Annotated in this window: 17 protein-coding genes; 8 read left to right on the top strand and 9 right to left on the bottom strand. The window is 72.7% G+C overall.

Annotation, left to right across the window (positions count from 1 at the left end; all coding sequences use genetic code 11):
- Positions 1 to 228 precede the first annotated feature (228 nt).
- Positions 229 to 1,767 carry a S8 family serine peptidase gene (locus ABZ565_RS25015; protein WP_361030964.1) on the top strand — a complete coding sequence of 513 codons (1,539 nt, stop codon included), beginning with the start codon at positions 229 to 231 and terminating at the stop codon, positions 1,765 to 1,767.
- A gap of 57 nt (positions 1,768 to 1,824) precedes the next feature.
- Here ABZ565_RS25015 and ABZ565_RS25010 read toward each other — a convergent pair whose 3' ends face one another.
- From ABZ565_RS25010 to ABZ565_RS25000, 3 genes are read right to left on the bottom strand one after another with little or no spacing between them, the layout of a single operon-like run.
- Entirely contained in the window at positions 1,825 to 2,868 is a 1,044-nt protein-coding gene (locus tag ABZ565_RS25010; RefSeq protein ID WP_361030961.1) for a zinc-dependent alcohol dehydrogenase family protein, read from the bottom strand.
- Between the two features lie 21 nt (positions 2,869 to 2,889).
- Entirely contained in the window at positions 2,890 to 3,549 is a 660-nt protein-coding gene (locus tag ABZ565_RS25005; RefSeq protein ID WP_361030958.1) for a lysoplasmalogenase, read from the bottom strand.
- A complete protein-coding gene (locus tag ABZ565_RS25000; protein WP_361030955.1) occupies positions 3,546 to 4,439 on the bottom strand; it encodes a sterol desaturase family protein in 894 nt (297 codons plus the stop codon). The genes ABZ565_RS25005 and ABZ565_RS25000 overlap by 4 nt, the downstream gene beginning before the upstream one ends.
- 148 nt (positions 4,440 to 4,587) lie before the next feature.
- Between ABZ565_RS25000 and ABZ565_RS24995 the strand changes: the two genes are divergently transcribed.
- Positions 4,588 to 7,713, top strand: coding sequence for an NACHT domain-containing protein (locus ABZ565_RS24995; RefSeq protein WP_361030952.1), 3,126 nt, complete (start codon positions 4,588 to 4,590; stop codon positions 7,711 to 7,713).
- Here the strand turns inward: ABZ565_RS24995 and ABZ565_RS24990 are convergent.
- Complete coding sequence (locus ABZ565_RS24990; protein ID WP_361030949.1) at positions 7,710 to 8,423, bottom strand: VIT family protein; 714 nt, start codon at positions 8,421 to 8,423, stop codon at positions 7,710 to 7,712. The genes ABZ565_RS24995 and ABZ565_RS24990 overlap by 4 nt on opposite strands.
- Before the next feature lie 82 nt (positions 8,424 to 8,505).
- Here ABZ565_RS24990 and ABZ565_RS24985 point away from each other — a divergent pair, with 82 nt between their 5' ends.
- The 5 genes from ABZ565_RS24985 to ABZ565_RS24965 all read left to right on the top strand — a co-directional run bounded on the left by ABZ565_RS24985 (position 8,506) and on the right by ABZ565_RS24965 (position 13,346).
- Positions 8,506 to 9,513 carry a DEDDh family exonuclease gene (locus tag ABZ565_RS24985; protein WP_361030946.1) on the top strand — a complete coding sequence of 336 codons (1,008 nt, stop codon included), beginning with the start codon at positions 8,506 to 8,508 and terminating at the stop codon, positions 9,511 to 9,513.
- A gap of 63 nt (positions 9,514 to 9,576) precedes the next feature.
- Entirely contained in the window at positions 9,577 to 9,810 is a 234-nt protein-coding gene (locus tag ABZ565_RS24980) for a hypothetical protein (protein ID WP_361030943.1), read from the top strand.
- Positions 9,811 to 9,881: 71 nt separating this feature from the next.
- A complete protein-coding gene (locus ABZ565_RS24975) occupies positions 9,882 to 10,697 on the top strand; it encodes an SURF1 family protein (protein ID WP_361030940.1) in 816 nt (271 codons plus the stop codon).
- Between the two features lie 62 nt (positions 10,698 to 10,759).
- Positions 10,760 to 12,586: a glycoside hydrolase family 15 protein gene (locus ABZ565_RS24970; RefSeq protein ID WP_361030937.1), complete on the top strand. Its 1,827-nt coding sequence runs from the start codon at positions 10,760 to 10,762 to the stop codon at positions 12,584 to 12,586.
- A gap of 4 nt (positions 12,587 to 12,590) precedes the next feature.
- Positions 12,591 to 13,346, top strand: coding sequence for an SDR family oxidoreductase (locus tag ABZ565_RS24965; RefSeq protein WP_361030934.1), 756 nt, complete (start codon positions 12,591 to 12,593; stop codon positions 13,344 to 13,346).
- A gap of 58 nt (positions 13,347 to 13,404) precedes the next feature.
- On the opposite strand, the gene amaP is transcribed toward ABZ565_RS24965, so the two are convergent.
- The 5 genes from amaP to ABZ565_RS24940 are packed head-to-tail and all read right to left on the bottom strand — an operon-like array spanning position 13,405 to position 15,738.
- On the bottom strand, positions 13,405 to 13,992 hold the full coding sequence (gene amaP, locus ABZ565_RS24960; protein WP_361030931.1) for an alkaline shock response membrane anchor protein AmaP: 588 nt from the start codon (positions 13,990 to 13,992) through the stop codon (positions 13,405 to 13,407).
- Positions 13,989 to 14,675 (bottom strand): DUF6286 domain-containing protein, encoded by a 687-nt coding sequence (locus ABZ565_RS24955; protein ID WP_361030928.1) that lies wholly within the window; start codon positions 14,673 to 14,675, stop codon positions 13,989 to 13,991. Before ABZ565_RS24955 ends, amaP begins: the two co-directional genes overlap by 4 nt.
- Entirely contained in the window at positions 14,672 to 15,025 is a 354-nt protein-coding gene (locus ABZ565_RS24950) for an Asp23/Gls24 family envelope stress response protein (RefSeq protein WP_361030925.1), read from the bottom strand. The genes ABZ565_RS24955 and ABZ565_RS24950 overlap by 4 nt, the downstream gene beginning before the upstream one ends.
- 5 nt (positions 15,026 to 15,030) lie before the next feature.
- A complete protein-coding gene (locus ABZ565_RS24945) occupies positions 15,031 to 15,222 on the bottom strand; it encodes a hypothetical protein (RefSeq protein ID WP_018104700.1) in 192 nt (63 codons plus the stop codon).
- A 33-nt stretch (positions 15,223 to 15,255) separates the two neighbouring features.
- The gene (locus ABZ565_RS24940; RefSeq protein ID WP_361030922.1) at positions 15,256 to 15,738 is read right to left on the bottom strand and encodes an Asp23/Gls24 family envelope stress response protein; all 483 of its coding nucleotides are present in this window, start codon (positions 15,736 to 15,738) and stop codon (positions 15,256 to 15,258) included.
- A gap of 93 nt (positions 15,739 to 15,831) precedes the next feature.
- On the opposite strand from ABZ565_RS24940, the gene ABZ565_RS24935 reads away from it, so the two are divergent.
- On the top strand, positions 15,832 to 16,542 hold the full coding sequence (locus tag ABZ565_RS24935; RefSeq protein WP_361030919.1) for a hypothetical protein: 711 nt from the start codon (positions 15,832 to 15,834) through the stop codon (positions 16,540 to 16,542).
- Positions 16,543 to 16,560: the final 18 nt, after the last annotated feature.

Here is a 16,560-nt window from a genome sequence, read left to right as displayed (position 1 = left end):
TGTTCGGGGGTGGTGGTGCGCTTCCCCTGACAACGGCACGCAACGCGCGGCGAAGCGGTTCACTTGGGTTCACTCCTTCTCTCCGTCACCCCTTCGGGCGGTCCGGTGTGCACGTGTTCGTGCGAATCGATTGATGTGCCGGGATGATCGGCGCTAGCTTCACTGGTCATGTACGCGACCGGACACGCCTCGTGTCCGGTCGGCTGACACGGATGAAGTGGAGACCCCATGGCTCATCTGGGATCCGGACGGACGCGCGCACTGACGCTGCCCGTCGGATTGGCCCTCACCGCCTCGCTCGTCTTCCTGCCGGCGGGGGTCGCCTCCGCCGCCCCGGCGGGGCACGGTGCCCCCGCGGCGGCGGTGCCGGCGGACGGACCCGAACTGTCGTACGTGGTGAACACCGAGGGCGGTCCCGGGACCGTCAAGCAGGTGCGCAAGGCGATAGAACGGGCCGGCGGCACGGTGGTGATCGCCTACGACCGGATCGGCGTCATCGTCGTCCACTCGAAGAACCCGGACTTCGCGAAGACGGTCCGCGAGGTCAGGGGCGTCCGGTCGGCGGGCGCCACGCGCACCAACCCGATCGTGCCGCAGGCCACCAAGGACATCGGGGTCGAGCAGCCGCTGACGGCCTCCCAGGAGCGGGCGGCGGCCGCCGCGGCGACGGCGGACCAGGACCCGATGGAGCCGTTGCAGTGGGACCTGCCGGCCATCAAGGCGGACAAGGCCCACCAGAAGTCCCTGGGCAGCTCCAAGGTGACGGTCGCGGTCATCGACACCGGGGTGGACGACACCCACCCGGACCTCGCGCCCAACTTCGACCGCGCGGCCTCCGCGAACTGCGTGTCGGGCGCCCCGGACACCACCGAGGGCGCCTGGCGTCCGAAGCCCGGCGAGAGCGACCACGGCACCCATGTCGCCGGCACCATCGCGGCGGCCAAGAACGGCGTCGGCGTGACGGGTGTGGCGCCGGGCGTGAAGGTGTCCGGCATCAAGGTCGCCAACCCGGACGGCTTCTTCTACACGGAGGCCGTGGTCTGCGGCTTCGTCTGGGCGGCGGAGCACGGCGTGGACGTCACCAACAACAGCTATTACACCGACCCGTGGCTCTACAACTGCAAGGACGACCCGGACCAGGGCGCCCTGGTCGAGGCCGTGTACCGGGCCACCCGGTACGCCGAGCTGAAGGGCGCGGTCAACGTGGCGGCCGCCGGGAACTCCGCCGAGGACCTGGCGGCGGACTCCATCGAGGACACCACCAGCCCGAACGACACCACCCCGGGCGGCCGGACCGTCGACCCGCGCCAGTGCCTGGACATCCCGACGATGCTCCCGGGCGTCGTCACGGTCTCGGCGACGGGTGCGAAGGGCCTGAAGGCGTCGTATTCGAACTACGGGAACGGGGTCATCGACGTGGCCGCGCCCGGCGGGGACTCGACGGTCTACCAGACCCCCGAGCCCCCGGCGACGAGCGGACTGATCCTCTCGACGCTGCCGGGCGGCAGGTACGGCTACAAGGCGGGTACGTCGATGGCGTCCCCGCACGTCGCCGGCGTCGTGGCCCTGATCAAGTCGAAGCACCCGTACGCCCCGCCCGCCGCGGTCAAGGCGCTGCTGACTCTGGAGGCGGACGCGAAGGCGTGCGACGCGCCGTACGACATCGACGGTGACGGCACGGCCGACGCGGTCTGCGAGGGCGGCAAGAACCGCAACGGCTTCTACGGGGCCGGAGTGGTGGACGCGCTGGACGCCGTGCGCTGGTGACACCGGGGTCCGGGGGCCGGTGCGTCACGGCCCCCGGACCGCCGGGTCACGGGTGATTCACGGCGTGATCAGGACCTTGAGCGCCGTCCGCTCGTCCATCGCCTTGTAGCCGGCCGGTACGTCGTCGAGGCCGACGGCCAGGTCGAAGACGGGCGAGGGGTCGATGGTGCCGTCCAGCACGTCGGGCAGCAGCTCCGGGATGTACGTGCGCACGGGGGCGACGCCGCCGCGCAGGGCGATGTTCCGGTTGAACATGTCGCCGAGGTCGAGCCCGGTGCCGCTGCCGTGCGGGACGCCGACGTACCCGATCGCCCCGCCGTCCCGGGTGATGCCGACGGCGGTGCGCATCGACTGCTCGGTGCCCACGGCCTCGATCACGCAGTGCGCGCCCTCGCCGCCGAGCAGCTCCCGTACGGCCGCGACCGCCGCGTCGCCGCGCTCGGCGACGACGTCGGTGGCGCCGAAGTCCCGGGCGATGTCCGTGCGCGCCGCGTGCCGGCCGAGCGCGATGATCCGCTCCGCGCCGAGCCGCTTGGCGGCCATCACGCCGCACAGCCCGACGGCCCCGTCCCCGACGACGGCGACGGTCGAGCCGGCCCGTACGCCCGCGCCGACCGCCGCGTGGTGGCCGGTGCCGAGCACGTCGGAGAGGGCCAGCAGCGCGGTGAGCAGCCGGTCGTCGGAGGCCGCCGCGGCGGGCAGGGCGACCAGGGTGCCGTCGGCGAAGGGGACGCGGACGGCCTCGCCCTGCCCGCCGTCGGAGCCCACCGAGCCCCAGAAGCCGCCCTGCGGGCAGGAGGTGGTGAGCCCCTCGGCGCAGTACGCGCAGCTGCCGTCGGACCAGACGAAGGGCGCGACGACCAGGTCCCCGGCCGAGAAGCCGCGCACCTCGGACCCGGCCTCCTCGACGATCCCCAGGAACTCGTGGCCGATGCGCTGACCCGGCTGCCGCGCGGACTCGCCCCGGTAGGCCCACAGGTCGCTGCCGCAGATGCAGGCCCGCAGGACCCTCAGCACCACGTCGGTGGGCTGCTGGATCACCGGGTCGGGCACCTCCTCCACGCGGATGTCGTGGGGGGCGTGAATAACGGTGGCGCGCATGCGTGGGAATCCTTGCCGGTCTCAGATGCTGATACTCCTTTCACGGTACGCCCCCGGGCCGGGTTCCTCTCGGACAGGGCCCAGCGCCCCCAGGGTGAGCAGGAGCTGCGCGGCGACATAGGTGAGCATCACCCAGAAGCCGGGGGCCGGGAGCTGCGGCCAGTCCGCGATGCCGGTGGCGATGAGCGCGTCGGAGAGCAGGAAGAGGGCCCCGCCGGTCGCGGCGTACCGGCCGAGGACGCCGGAGCGGTACGCCATGGCGGTCAGCAGCAGGCTGTAGCCGGCCATCGGGATCCGCAGCACGCCCGGCAGCCCGTCCCAGATCAGGACGACGAAGACGACGAGCACGACGGCGTACACGAGCGCCGGGAGCAGCGCCCCGCGCGCCCGGCCGAACAGCACCAGGTAGCAGACGTGCCCGGCTGCGAACCCGGCCATCCCGACGAGGAACGCCGGGTCGGAGTCGGCCAGCAGGAACACATCACCCGCCCAGCCGCACAGCAGCGCCGCGATCAGCATCCTCTGCCCGCGCCGGGCGGACGCGTACCCGGCGAGCAGCGGCATCAGGAGCGGCTTGGCGCCGAGGTGGAGCCACTCGGGGCCGGTGAGTACGCCGGCGAGGTCGACGGCGCACGCGACGAGGAAGGCGATGAGCAGGGGCCGCGCGTACCGCCCGCTCATGCGGTGCCCTCCGGGGCGGGCGCGGCGACGGGGGCGGCCCCGGTGCGGGGCGCGGCTCCGGCCGGACGCCAGCCCGGGCCGCGGAAGATCCGCCCGGCCCGCTCGCCCCAGCCGCTCGCCGCGCGCACGTCCCGGGCGATGGCGGCGTACTCGTGGGTGGCGACCCGCAGCGGGTTGTAGGTGTGGATGTTCTTGGTGAGCCCGTAGACCGGCCGCACCGTCTCCTCGGCGAACGAGCCGAACCAGCGGTCCCACACGATGAGGATGCCGCCGAAGTTGCGGTCGAGGTAGCCGCCCTGCGAGGCGTGGTGCACCCGGTGGTGGGAGGGCGTGTTGAGCACGTACTCGAAGGGCCGGGGCAGCTTGTCGATCCGCTCGGTGTGCACCCAGAACTGGTAGACGAGATTGGCCGAGGAGCAGAACGCGAGCGCCGCCGGGTGCACCCCGCACGCGATGAGCGGCAGATAGAACGGCCAGGAGGTCAGCGAGGTCCAGGGCTGGCGCAGCGCGGTGGAGAGGTTGAACTTCTCGCTGGAGTGGTGGACCACGTGGCAGGCCCACAGGATGCGGATGACGTGGTGGCCCCGGTGGGACCAGTAGTAGAAGAAGTCCTGGGCGAGCAGCGTCAGCAGGACCGTCCACCACAGGACCGGGACGCGCAGCGGCGTCAGCTCGTACACCGCGGTGTACAGGGCGACGATGGGCACTTTCCACAGCAGGTCGAAGACCAGGCTGCCCAGCCCCATGGTGATGCTGGTGGCGGCGTCCTTCGCCTCGTAGCCGGCGGCGTCCTCGTCGGGATGGAAGTGGTGCAGCGCCATCTCCAGGACGGTGAGCAGGACGAAGGCCGGTATGGACCAGAGCACTACATCGGGCAGGTTCGTCGGCATGCCTGCACGGTAGGGCCGGGGCCGGCCGGGGGCCAGATGTTGTTACCAACAAGTATGTGAGACCTCCTGTCAGCAGTCTTTGGTGACTTCCGACAGGGTGCGCGTCGTACGATCGCTGCACCGGGGCCGACTTGGGGGAGGAACTACCGTGCAGGGACTGGAAGTTGCGCTGCTCAGGCTGGCGACGACGGTGATCGGCACGGTGGCCAGGTCGCTGCTGGCGCCGAAGCCCGGCGCCGGTCTCGTCCCCGCCCCGGTGCGCCCGCTCCCCCGCCCCGCGAAGCCGGACCGGCTGGCGAAGGTGCTGGGCGGGCGGCTGGCGGAGTCGTACGCCGATGTGCCCGCGCACGAGCGCCTGGCCGCCGTGGACGCGGTGCGGGACGCCTTCGCGGCCGGGGACGAGGTGACGGCGGACCGGCTGTTCGCCGTGGGCCTCGATCCGGGACGGCTCGCGGCGGCGCTCCCGGCTCCGGACCCGGGGCTCTCGGAGCGGGCGGGGGACCTGTACGGGGAGCTGCTGGGCCGGTGCTGCGCGCATGTGGTGGAGCAGTTGACCGCCGAGCCGTCGTTCATGGCGCGCGCGGCGGTCGAGCAGACCCGCGCCACGGAGCGCACCCGGGAGCTGGTGGAGGACGTGCGCCGACGGCTCGGTCCGGCCCCGGAGGCCGCCGCCCTGGACTTCGAGGAGCGGTACGCCCGGTTCGTGGCCCAGGCGCACAGCCGGATGGAGCTGTTCGGGCTGACGCTGGGCCGCTCGGCCGGTGACTGGCCGCTGGAGACGGCCTACATCAGCCTGGCGGTCAGCTCCCAGGACAGCGGGCCGGAGTGGTGGGAGGCCGGCGGGCCGGAGCGGGTGACGGTCAAGGTGGAGCAGTGCCTCGCGGGGAGCGAGCGGCTGCTGCTGCGGGGGCCGGCCGGGTCCGGCAAGAGCACCCTGGTGCAGTGGCTCGCGGTGAACGCCGCCCGGCAGTCGTTCGGCGGCGAGCTGGCGGACTGGAACCGCTGCGTGCCGTTCGTCCTGCGCCTGCGCGCGTTCACCTCGGACGGGAAGCCGCCGGGCCCGGAGGACTTCCTGCGCGCCGCGGGCGTCCCCCTGCACGGCGCGGCGCCCGCCGGCTGGGCGGACCGGCTGCTGTCGGAGGGGCGCGGCCTGGTCCTGGTCGACGGGGTGGACGAGGTCCCGGCACGGCTGCGGCAACGCACGGAACGGTGGCTGAAGGACCTGATCACCGCGTACCCCCGCTCCCGGTACGTGGTGACGACGCGGCCGTCCGCGGTCCCGGAGAGCTGGCTGTCCGGCTCCGGCTTCGAAGCGCACTCGCTGCTGCCGATGCGCGGTAAGGACATCCGCACCTTCATCGAGCACTGGCACCGGGCCGCCCGCCTGGAGTGCGCGTCCGACGAGGAGCGCCGCCGGCTGGACACGTACGAGGAGGCGCTGCGGCAGGCGGTGGTCACCCGGCGCGACCTGGGCAGGCTGGCCACCAACCCGCTGATGTGCGCCCTCCTGTGCGCCCTCAACCGCGACCGGCGCATGCAGCTGCCGAGGGCCCGGAAGGAGCTGTACGACGCCGCGCTGGACATGCTCCTCGTACGCCGCGACACGGAGCGCGAGATCACGGGGGTCGAGGGCGTCGACCTGACCCGGGAGGAGCAGACGGCACTGCTCCAACGGCTGGCGTACTGGCTGATCCGCAACGGCCTGGCGGAGGCGGACCGGGCCGAGGCCCTGGAGATGGTGACCGAGTGGCTGACGGCGATGTCCCAGATCCGGGCGACCCCGGAGGACGTCTTCTCCCACCTCCTCATCAGGAGCGGCCTGCTCCGCGAACCCGCGCCGGGGGCGGTGGGGTTCGTGCACCGCACCTTCCAGGACTACCTGGGCGCCAAGGCCGCGGTGGAGGCCCGCGACCTGGGCGTCCTGGTGAAGAACGCGCACGACGACCAGTGGCACGACGTGATCCAGATGGCGGTGGGCCACGCCCGGCCGGACGAACGGGAGCGGCTGCTGCGGCAGTTGCTGCGGCGCGCGGACCGGGCACCCCGGCACCGCCACCGGCTGGTGCTCCTGGCGGCGGCGAGCGCGGCGCACGCGCCGGAGCTGGGGCCCGCGTTGCGGGCCGACATCCGCGACCGGACCGAGGCGCTGCTGCCGCCGCGCAGCCGCGAGGAGGCGGAGGCGCTGGCGGCGGTGGGGGAGCTGGTGCTGGAGCTGCTGCCGGGGCCGGAGGAGGTGGAGGACGACTATGCAGCGGCATATGTGGTGATGACGGCCGGGCTGGTGGGTGGGGATGCGGCTTATGAGGTCATCAGGCGGTATCGCGAGGACGAGCGGGTCTCTGTGGGCTCCCAGCTCTGCGAAACCTGGGGCTCCTTCGACACCTTCACGTACATGCGAGAAATCCTGGCGGCGCGGTCGTGGGACGCGGACGGCCCCTACCTTTCCGTCTACACGGACGAGCAGTTGGTGGCTCTCAGCCATGTTCCCGACGCTCGCGCGATTCGAGTGCAGGGGCACCACCCGAACCTGTCCGCGCTGGCCTCCCGCCCCGACGTGGCGCGGCTCTTCGTCTTCGACAACAAGGAGCTGACCGACCTCTCCCCGCTGGCCTCATTGAGGTCCCTCACAGAGGTGGGGATCAGCTTGTGTCCCGAGGTCCGCGACCTACGTCCTCTGCACACTCTCCCCCTCACCTGGCTCTCACTGGTCCGACTGCATCCGGACCTGCCAGCCGCACAGCTGGAGCCGTTCATGGAGTTGTCCAGCGTCCATCTGGGTCATCGCTTCCCTGTCGGAAGCATCGGCGAGCTGCCACTGAGCCGCCGTCTCACCTTCCTGTCCGTGTCCGGAGAGGCCAATGAGCTGAGCTTGGAGGGAATCGAGCAGTGGACCGACCTGGAGGAGCTCAGGGTCGACGGGCGGCCACAGGTCCGGTATTTGTACACCTCCGAGGCCCTTCGAAAGCTCCGACGGCTCACCATCCAAAGCCTGGACAATCTCGACCTGGTCCCACTGGGCGGCGCATCGTCCCTCGCCTCACTTGGACTCTACCGCTGCCAACTACTCGGAGGACTGGAGCCTCTGGCCGATCTGCCCGGGCTGCGGACTCTCTTTCTCTTCTCCTGGCCGAACGATCTAGGTGGCGACGACGCGTACGACCTGACCCCGCTGGCCGGCCTCGACGGGCTCACCATCACCCTCGGCACCGCTACCCCCGCCATCGGGGAGGAGCACTTCCCTCCCGAACGAATCAGGCGAGTGAGCACCCCCTAAACCCCCGCCGCCCCCAGCAAATGCCCCGCCCCGTACGTCACCGCCATGGCCACCGCTCCCCCGCCCATGTTGCGCAGCACCGCCGGGCCCGCCGCCGCCGCTCCCAGCCGGGCGCTCCACCAGCCCGTCACGGCCAGCACCGCGAGGACGGAGAGCACGGTCACCGGGACCCGGGCGGTGACCGGGGGCAGCACGATCGCGAGCAGCGGCAGCAGGGCGCCGACGGTGAACGCGAGGAAGCTGGCGCCCGCCGCGTGCCAGGGGTTCGTCAGGTCGTCCGGGTCGATGCCGAGCTCCACCTCCGCGTGGGCGCGCAGCGCATCGCGTTCGGTGAGCTGGACGGCGGCCTCCCGGGCGACCTCGCGGCTCAGCCCCTTGCCCTCCAACAGACCGGTCAGCTCGGCGAGTTCCGCCTCCGGGGTCTCCTGGAGCTCCCGCTTCTCCGTGGCCAGCGCGGCCTTCTCCGAATCGCGCTGGGTGGACACCGAGACGTACTCGCCGGCCGCCATCGACAGCGACCCGGCGAGCAGCCCGGCCAGCCCGGCCGTCAGGAGGGCGCCCCGGTCGTCGGTGGCTCCGGCGACCCCGACGACGAGCCCGGCGGTGGACACCACACCGTCGTTCGCCCCGAGCACGGCGGCCCGCAGCCAGTTGAGCCGGGCGCCCAGGCCGTTGCCGTGCGGTTCGTCGTGCTCCGGCGCTCGTGTCATCCCGGGATGGTCTCACCTCTCGGCGCCACCGGGCACGCACGCGCACCGAATAGGGGACTGTCCGAGTCGGCCCGTATTCTCTGTGACCATGCTCGACGACCCGCAGACCGCAGCACCATGGCCGGCCGCCTACCCGCAGGGGTACGCGGTCGTCGACGTGGAGACCACCGGCCTCGCCCGGGACGACCGGATAGTGTCCGCTGCCGTCTACCGCCTGGACGCACGGGGCGACGTCGAGGACCACTGGTACACGCTGGTCAACCCGGAGCGCGACCCGGGCCCGGTCTGGATCCACGGGCTGACGAGCGACGTGCTGGAGGGGGCGCCGCTCTTCCCGGAGATCGCCGCCGAGCTGTCCGAACGGCTCGCGGACCGGGTGCTCGTGGCGCACAACGCCGCGTTCGACTGGTCGATGCTGGCGAGGGAGTACGCGCGCGCCTCGGTCACCGCGCCGGTCCGGCAGCGGCTGTGCACCATCGCGCTCGCCAAGGAGCTCCGGCTGCCGCTGGCCAACCACAAGCTGGCGTCCCTCGCGGAGCACTTCGGCGTGGTCCAGCAGCACGCTCACCACGCGCTGGACGACGCGCGGGTGCTGGCCGAGGCGTTCCGCCCGAGCCTGCACGCCGCGGCGCGGGACGGGGTGCGGCTGCCGCTGCTGGAGTGCCGGCCGCTGACCGAGTGGTCCCACTCGCCGGTGACCCCGCGGTCCGGCTCAGCTCCCTCGTACGGGGGACACACCACCTGGCGCGCCTCGCGGAAGCGTCCGGCGTGCCCGTATCCGAATCCGGGACGGTACGAGAAGGACAAACCGCTCAAGCAGGGCATGCGGGTCGCGTTCTCCGGGGACACCTCGATCGATCGCGAACTGCTGGAGGACCGCGCGGTGGAGGCAGGGCTGCACGTGGCGACCAGTGTCTCCCGGCTGACCAGCCTGCTCGTCACCAACGACCCGGACGCGGCGACGTCGAAGACGGTGAAGGCGAAGGCGTACGGCACGCCGATCCTGGACGAGAGCGCCTTCACCCATCTCCTGCGCGATGTCGCCCCGGCCGTCGCGAAGGTGCCGGCGCCCACGCCGTCATCGGAGTGAACCGGGGACGACTCGCCGCCCATCGGCCGCCCGTCGCCGCTTCCGCGTCCCACCCTGTGGCGCATGGCACGTTGTGAGGTCTGCGGAAACGACTACGGGATGTCCTTCGAGGTGCACGCGCAGGGCGCGGTGCACGTCTTCGACTGCTTCGCCTGCGCCATCCACCGCATGGCGCCCATCTGCGAGCACTGCCGGGTCCAGGTCATCGGCCAGGGCGTCGAGGTCGACGGGCACTGGTTCTGCGGCGGGCACTGCGCCCGCGCGGAGGGGAAGGTGGGCATCGTGGACCGCGCCTGAGGACATGGGGTGGCCACCCCTTCGGCCACCCCGTGCGCGAGGCACCCCACGGCCGGTTGTACCGTCGTGGGGTGTACCGCTTCCTGATGACCCGGCAGTGGCTGATCCTCGCCCTCCTCTCGCTCGTCCTCATCCCCACGATGATCGAGCTGGGTTTCTGGCAGCTGCACCGGCACGAGCACAAGGTCGCGCAGAACGCCCTGATCTCGCGCAATCTGAAGGCGGACCCGGTCGCGGTGTCCGCGCTCACCTCCCCCGGCCACACCGTTCCGCGCTCGGACTACTGGCGCACCGTGAGGGCCACCGGGACGTTCGACGAGAAGCACGAGGTCGTCGTCCGCCGCAGGACCGCCACCGACGGCTCCATCGGCGTCCACGTGCTGGTCCCGTTCGACCTCAAGGGCGGCGGTACGGTCCTGATCAACCGGGGCTGGGTCCCCTCCGCCGACGACCAGCACGCCTTTCCCGACGTACCGGCCGCCCCGAAGGGCGAGGTGACCGTCACCGGGCGGCTCAAGGCCGACGAGACGACCGGCGCGAGCGGCATCAAGGACATCTCGGACCTTCCGGACCGTCAGGTGATGCTGATCAACAGCGCCCAGCAGGCCCGGCTGCTCGACCGGCCGGTTCTCGGCGGGTACATCGAGCTGACCGCCCCGGCGCCGAAGAACAACTCCCCCGAGCCGATCGAGGCCCCCGACGACAGCTCCATCGGCCCGCACATGGCGTACGCCGTGCAGTGGTGGCTGTTCGCCGCCGGGGTCCCGGTGGGCTTCGTGGTGCTGGCCCGGCGCGAGAAGCGCGACCGGGTGGCGGCGTCGGAGGCGGCCGCCGCCGAGAGCGCGGAGCCGGAGCCCGAGCCCGAACCCGAGCCGGCCCAACGGTGACTCCCACCTCTCCTGGTACACAGCCTGCTTAACGGTGGCCGGGTTCGGGAAGACGCCTGAACGTGACCCCACGCATCGAGGACTACGCCCTCATCGGCGATCTCCAGACCGCGGCCCTGGTCGGCAGAAACGGTTCTGTCGACTGGTTGTGCCTGCCCCGCTTCGACTCGGGCGCCTGCTTCGCCGCCCTGCTCGGCGACGAGGACAACGGCCACTGGCGGATCGCACCCAAGGGCGCGGACACCTGCACGCGGCGCGGCTACGCGGGCGACTCCCTCGTCCTGGAGACGTACTGGGAGACACGCACCGGCACCGTCAAGGTGATCGACTTCATGCCGCAGCGCGACAAGGAGCCGGACGTGATGCGGATCGTCGAGGGGGTCAGCGGCACCGTCGAGATGTCGTCGGTGATCCGGCTGCGCTTCGACTTCGGGTCCATCGTGCCGTGGATGCGCCGCTCGGACGGCCACCGGGTCGCCGTCGCCGGGCCGGACTCCGCCTGGCTGCGCAGCGAACCACCGGTCAAGACGTGGGGCCAGCAGTTCTCCACCTGTTCGTCCTTCACGGTCTCCGAGGGCGAGAAGGTGGCCTTCGTCCTGACCTGGCACCCCTCGCACTCGCCCCGGCCCAAGCGCGTCGACCCGTACGAGGCGCTGAAGAACACCCTGACCGACTGGGCCGAGTGGTCCGCCCGCTGCAAGTACCAGGGGCCGTACCGGGATGCCGTGATCCGTTCGCTGATCACCCTCAAGGCGCTGACCTTCGGCCCGACCGGCGGCATCGTGGCGGCCCCGACCACCTCGCTCCCGGAGGAGATCGGCGGCGTACGGAACTGGGACTACCGCTTCTGCTGGCTGCGGGACTCCACGCTCACCCTCGGCGCGCTGATCTCGGCCGGCTATCTGGAGGAGGCGGGCGCCTGGCGGGACTGGCTGCTGCGCGCGGTCGCCGGGGACCCGGCCGACCTCCAGATCATGTACGGGCTGGCCGGCGAGCGCAGGCTCCCCGAGTCCGAGCTGCCGTGGCTGCGCGGTTACGAGAACTCCGCCCCGGTCCGGATCGGCAACGCGGCGGTGCGCCAGCGCCAGCTGGACGTGTACGGGGAGGTCATCGACTCGCTCCGGCTGGCCCGGGACGCGGGACTGGACGACAAACCGCACGCCTGGAGCCTCCAGCTCAGCCTGCTCGGGTTCCTGGAGTCGACCTGGCGCGAACCGGACGAGGGCCTGTGGGAGATCCGCGGGCAGCGGCGCCACTTCGTGCACTCCAAGGTGATGGCCTGGGTCGCGGCCGACCGGGCGGTGCGCAGCCTGGAGGACGACCCCTCGCTGGCCGGGGACGCGGACCGCTGGCGGGCGATGCGGGACGCCGTGCACCGGGAGGTCTGCGAGAAGGGCTACGACCCGGTCCGCAACACCTTCACCCAGTCGTACGGCTCCCGGGAGCTGGACGCCGCGACGCTGCTGATCGCCCGGACCGGCTTCCTGCCGCCGGACGACCCGCGGGTGGTCGGCACGGTGGACGCGGTGCGCGAGGAACTGGACAGCGGCGGCCTCGTGCGCCGCTACAGCACGGACGGCACCTCGATCGACGGGCTGCCGGGCGGCGAGGGCGCGTTCCTGGCCTGTTCGTTCTGGCTGGCGGACGCCCTGCGGTTGACCGGGCGCACCGAGGAGGCCACCGAGCTCTTCGAGCGGCTGCTCGCCCTGCGCAACGACGTGGGCCTGCTGGCCGAGGAGTACGACACGGTGGCGGGGCGCCAGCTCGGCAACTTCCCGCAGGCGTTCAGCCATATCGGCCTGGTCGGCACGGCGGTCGCGCTGGCCGAGGCACAGCCCGTGGAGGATCAGGCCACCGAGGACACGGACCCCGGGGGCACGGCAGGATAGAGCCATGGATCTTGGACTGAAGGACCGTGTGTACATCGTCACCGGAGCGACGCGCGGGCTCGGCTACGCCACCGCGCGGGCCCTGGTGGCGGACGGCGCGAAGGTGATCGTCACCGGCCGGGACGAGAAGCGCGCCCAGCAGGCCGCCGCCGACCTGGGCCGGGACGCCGTCGGTCTCGCCGCCGACAACGCCGACCCGGCGGCGGCCGAACGGCTGGTGGAGGCCGCCCAGGAGGGCCTGGGCCGGCTCGACGGCATCCTCATCAGCGTCGGCGGCCCGCCGCCGGGCGGGATCGCGGACAACACCGACGAGCAGTGGCAGGCGGCCTTCGAGTCGGTGTTCCTGGGCGCGGTACGCCTGGCCAGGGCGGCCGCCGCGGCGCTCGGCGAGGGCGGGGTCATCGGCTTCGTCCTCTCCGGCTCCGTCCACGAGCCGATCCCCGGGCTGACCGTCTCCAACGGGCTGCGCCCCGGCCTGGCCGGCGTCGCCAAGTCGATGGCCGACGAGCTCGGCCCGCGCGGCATCCGGGTCGTGGGCCTGCTGCCGGCCCGGATCGACACGGACCGGGTGCGGGAGCTGGACGCGCTGTCGGGCGACGCGGAGGCCGCGCGTACCGCCAACGAGGCGAACATCCCGCTGCGCCGCTACGGCACCCCGGAGGAGTTCGGCCGGACGGCCGCCTTCCTGCTGTCCCCCGCCGCCTCGTACCTGACGGGCATCATGGTGCCGGTCGACGGCGGCCACCGGCACGGCTTCTGAACCGCAGACGGTGGTACGGGGCGGCGGCAGGGGGTCCGTGCCGCCGCCCCGTACCACTTCAGCTCACCCGCGACGCCCGGTGCTTGACGGCCTTGAGCCGGACCTCGGCGGGCAGCCGGGCCAGCCCCGCGGAGTCCCGGGCATGGGCCAGCGCCTCGTCGCTCAGCCTCCCCAGCGCCTCGTCGGGCGCGGCGTGCGGCTCCATCAGCAGCCGGACCCGGGCGGCCGGGGCGGAGCGCTTGCCGGTCAGGGTGGCCTGGGCGCGGGCGACCCCGTCCAGGGCTCCCGCCTCCTCGGCGAGCACCCCCTCCAGGGCGCGGCCGCGCAGCAGGGCGCCCTCGCCGTCTCCGCTGTCCACCAGCACCTCGTTGAGGCGGGAGCGGCGGAACTGGGCCAGCAGCCACCACAGGGCGAGGACCACGAGGACGGCGAGGACCGCGATCACCGTCGGCCACCACCAGCCCTCGGAGCGCCAGCGGTCCCGGTCCGCCTCGCTGAGCAGGACGTCGTTCTTGCCGTACCAGGGCCACCAGGACGGCACGGACAGGCCCGCCGCCGCGGCGAGCACCCCGCCGCCCACGCAGAGCAGCACCAGTCCGGCCAGGCCCAGCAGTACCCGGTTCACGGTCCTGAGCACGCCGCTCACCCCTTCTTCGCCGGCCGGCGGACATGGACCGACAGGCTCGGCTGCCTGGCGAGTCCCAGTTCCCGGATGCCTGTGGAGAGCACGGTGTCCAGGTCGGCCCGTACGTCATCGAGTTCCCGGAAGTGCGAAACGGCACGCACCCCCACCTTGCTCCGGCCCATGCGGACCCGGACCGACTGGACGCCGGCCACCTCGACGGCCCGGTCGCGCAGCACCATGGCCGCCGCCGTCCGGTCGAGTCCGGCGCGCACATCGGCGTGTTCGCGGCGCATCGGCAACAGGTCGCGCATCCCGGGCGTGAGCGCGAGGAGCAGCAGCCAGAGTCCGAGGGCGGCCGCGACGGACGCGCCGGTCAGCACCCAGACGTCGTCGAGCTTCCGCGTCGCGAGCTCGTCCGCCAGGGAGCGGCGCCACTGCATCGCGGAGTGTCCGGCGCGGACCGCCGCCACGTCGTAGAGGAGCAGGCCGCTCGCGCCGAGGACCACGGCGGCGACGATGCCGGCGGGGATGCGGCGGGCGGCCCAGAAGCGCCCCGCGCGGCCTTCGGGCCGTTCCTTCTCGGGTGCGGGGTCGTAGGCCGCGGAGGAGGCCGACTGGTCGAGCGCGAGGACACTGCCGTGTTCCGTCGCCCCGGCCTCGGGCGGTCGCCGCGTGCCGTCGTCCGGGTCGTGGGGCTCGGTCATCGAATCCTCCCCTGTGCCGCCAGGCTCGCTCCGGTGGGATGCAGGCGTTCGACCTGGACGGCCACTTCGGGCACCTCCATCCCCGCCAACGCCTTTACCCGCTCGGCGACCCGCCGACGCACGGCACCGCACTGGTGGCCGATGTCAGCGGGATATCCCAGCTCCAGGCTCACCCGTACGCGGGCGGTGTCGCGGTGCACGGTGACCGTGGCACGCGGCGACGCCGCCTCCTTCGGCAGTGCGTCGACCGCCTCCTTGGCCGCCTGCGCGGCGATCTTCGCGACCACCCGGTCGGCGATCCGCGTCTCTCCCCGTTCCCCGGCCGAGACCGGGCCGCTCGCCCCCGACACCGCCGTCACCGCCGTCGGTCGCCGCGCTCGCGACTGCGGAAGAAGTCGCCGGGTTCCAGGTCGCCGTCGACGAAGCGGCCGGCGACGAAGCCGACCGCTCCGAGGGCGGCCACCAGCACAAAGGCTCCGAACCCGCCGAAGTATCCGGCGAATCCGAGCGCCATGCCGGCCAACAGACCGGCCACAGCCATGCTCATCGTGTGCTCCTCAACCGCTCGGTGACGCCGGGACTACTGGACGCGGGACTCTGATTCGTCGTCATCGTCGTCCTCGTCGGGCAGCTTCACGTCGCTGACGGCGATGTTGACCTCGACCACTTCCAGGCCCGTCATGCGCTCGACGGCCGCGATGACGTTCTCCCGTACATCGCGGGCGACGTCGGAGATCGACACGCCGTAGTCCACGACGATCTCCAGATCCAGCGCGGTCTGGGTCTCGCCGACCTCGGCCTTGACGCCCCGGGTGACGGACTTGGACCCGCCGGGGACCCGGTCGCGGACCGCTCCGAACGTCCGGGAGAGGCCGCTGCCCATGGCGTGCACCCCGACGACGTCGCGTGCCGCCATTCCGGCGATCTTCTCGACCACGCCGTCCGCGATGGTCGTACGGCCGCGGGCGCCGGGGTCGCCTCCGCCGCGCTTGGTCAGGCTGCTGCCGCCCGAGGCGTTGCTGTCGGGGTTCTCGGGCCGGTTCCGCTGTGGGGTCTCGGTCATCGCCGCTCTTCCCTTCGGGGCAGATGTGACTACTTTGCCCACATTAAGGGCGCTTGCCCCGACTCGCGCCGTGGATACGGCAGTCTGGTGGTCATGACGACGGCTGACGGCCCGCACAGGGCCCATGCGTGGACGGCTGCGGTACGGCTACGGCTCTCGCTGGGCCGACTGCTCCCTTTGGGCGGCCCGGCGGACGGCGCCTGGATCGCGGAGCGGGCCGCGGTCGCGGTGCTGCGCCGGGCCGTGACGGGTCCGGACCCCGGTCCGGTCCTCGGTGAGCTGCGGATCGCCGTGGCCGACCCGGACGCGGCCCCTTCCGCGCAGGTGCCCCCGCCCCCGAGCGCGCTGCCGCCGGGACCCCTGAGAATCGAGGCGACGATGACCGCGACGGCCGACCGGCCCCTGCCCGCAGCCGCCGAGGCGTTGCGCGCGGCCCTGCTGTCGGCCGCCGCGCGCCGGCTCGGCCTGGTGGTGTCCGAGGTGGACCTGCGGGTGACGGGACTGCTCGACGGCTCGCCCGAACGGGTGGAGCCGGAGCCGGTGGAGGTGCGCCCGGTGGAAGCGGAGAACGCCGCGGGGCGGGCGGCCGCCGCGGTGGCCGGGGTGGCGGCGCTGACCGGGGTGCTGGGCCCGGCGGTGCGGACGGGCGAGGACCATGTGCGCGTCGAGCTGGCGACGGAGAGCGGTCACCGCGCGCTGGACGTCGCCCGTGCCGTGCGGAAGGCGGTGACGGAGGCGGCCGAGGGGCGGCCGCCGGTCGCGGTGCTGGTCACGGCGGTCTCGGAGGACGGCACGGCGGGCTGAACCCCCGGCGCGGATGCG

The sequence above is a fragment of the Streptomyces sp. NPDC016469 genome, assembly GCF_040632905.1.
Lineage (GTDB): Bacteria > Actinomycetota > Actinomycetes > Streptomycetales > Streptomycetaceae > Streptomyces.
Note: the sequence above shows the minus strand (reverse complement) of the source record. Positions and strands in the feature narration are given on the sequence as shown.

What these genes read in the sequence shown, in the direction of transcription:
- ABZ565_RS25015 (WP_361030964.1), top strand. Translation starts at nt 229, where the DNA reads ATGGCTCATCTGGGATCCGGACGGACGCGCGCACTGACGCTGCCCGTC.
- ABZ565_RS25010 (WP_361030961.1), bottom strand. Translation starts at nt 2,868, where the DNA reads ATGCGCGCCACCGTTATTCACGCCCCCCACGACATCCGCGTGGAGGAG.
- ABZ565_RS25005 (WP_361030958.1), bottom strand. Translation starts at nt 3,549, where the DNA reads ATGAGCGGGCGGTACGCGCGGCCCCTGCTCATCGCCTTCCTCGTCGCG.
- ABZ565_RS25000 (WP_361030955.1), bottom strand. Translation starts at nt 4,439, where the DNA reads ATGCCGACGAACCTGCCCGATGTAGTGCTCTGGTCCATACCGGCCTTC.
- ABZ565_RS24990 (WP_361030949.1), bottom strand. Translation starts at nt 8,423, where the DNA reads ATGACACGAGCGCCGGAGCACGACGAACCGCACGGCAACGGCCTGGGC.
- ABZ565_RS24980 (WP_361030943.1), top strand. Translation starts at nt 9,577, where the DNA reads ATGGCACGTTGTGAGGTCTGCGGAAACGACTACGGGATGTCCTTCGAG.
- ABZ565_RS24965 (WP_361030934.1), top strand. Translation starts at nt 12,591, where the DNA reads ATGGATCTTGGACTGAAGGACCGTGTGTACATCGTCACCGGAGCGACG.
- ABZ565_RS24955 (WP_361030928.1), bottom strand. Translation starts at nt 14,675, where the DNA reads ATGACCGAGCCCCACGACCCGGACGACGGCACGCGGCGACCGCCCGAG.
- ABZ565_RS24945 (WP_018104700.1), bottom strand. Translation starts at nt 15,222, where the DNA reads ATGAGCATGGCTGTGGCCGGTCTGTTGGCCGGCATGGCGCTCGGATTC.
- ABZ565_RS24940 (WP_361030922.1), bottom strand. Translation starts at nt 15,738, where the DNA reads ATGACCGAGACCCCACAGCGGAACCGGCCCGAGAACCCCGACAGCAAC.
- ABZ565_RS24935 (WP_361030919.1), top strand. Translation starts at nt 15,832, where the DNA reads ATGACGACGGCTGACGGCCCGCACAGGGCCCATGCGTGGACGGCTGCG.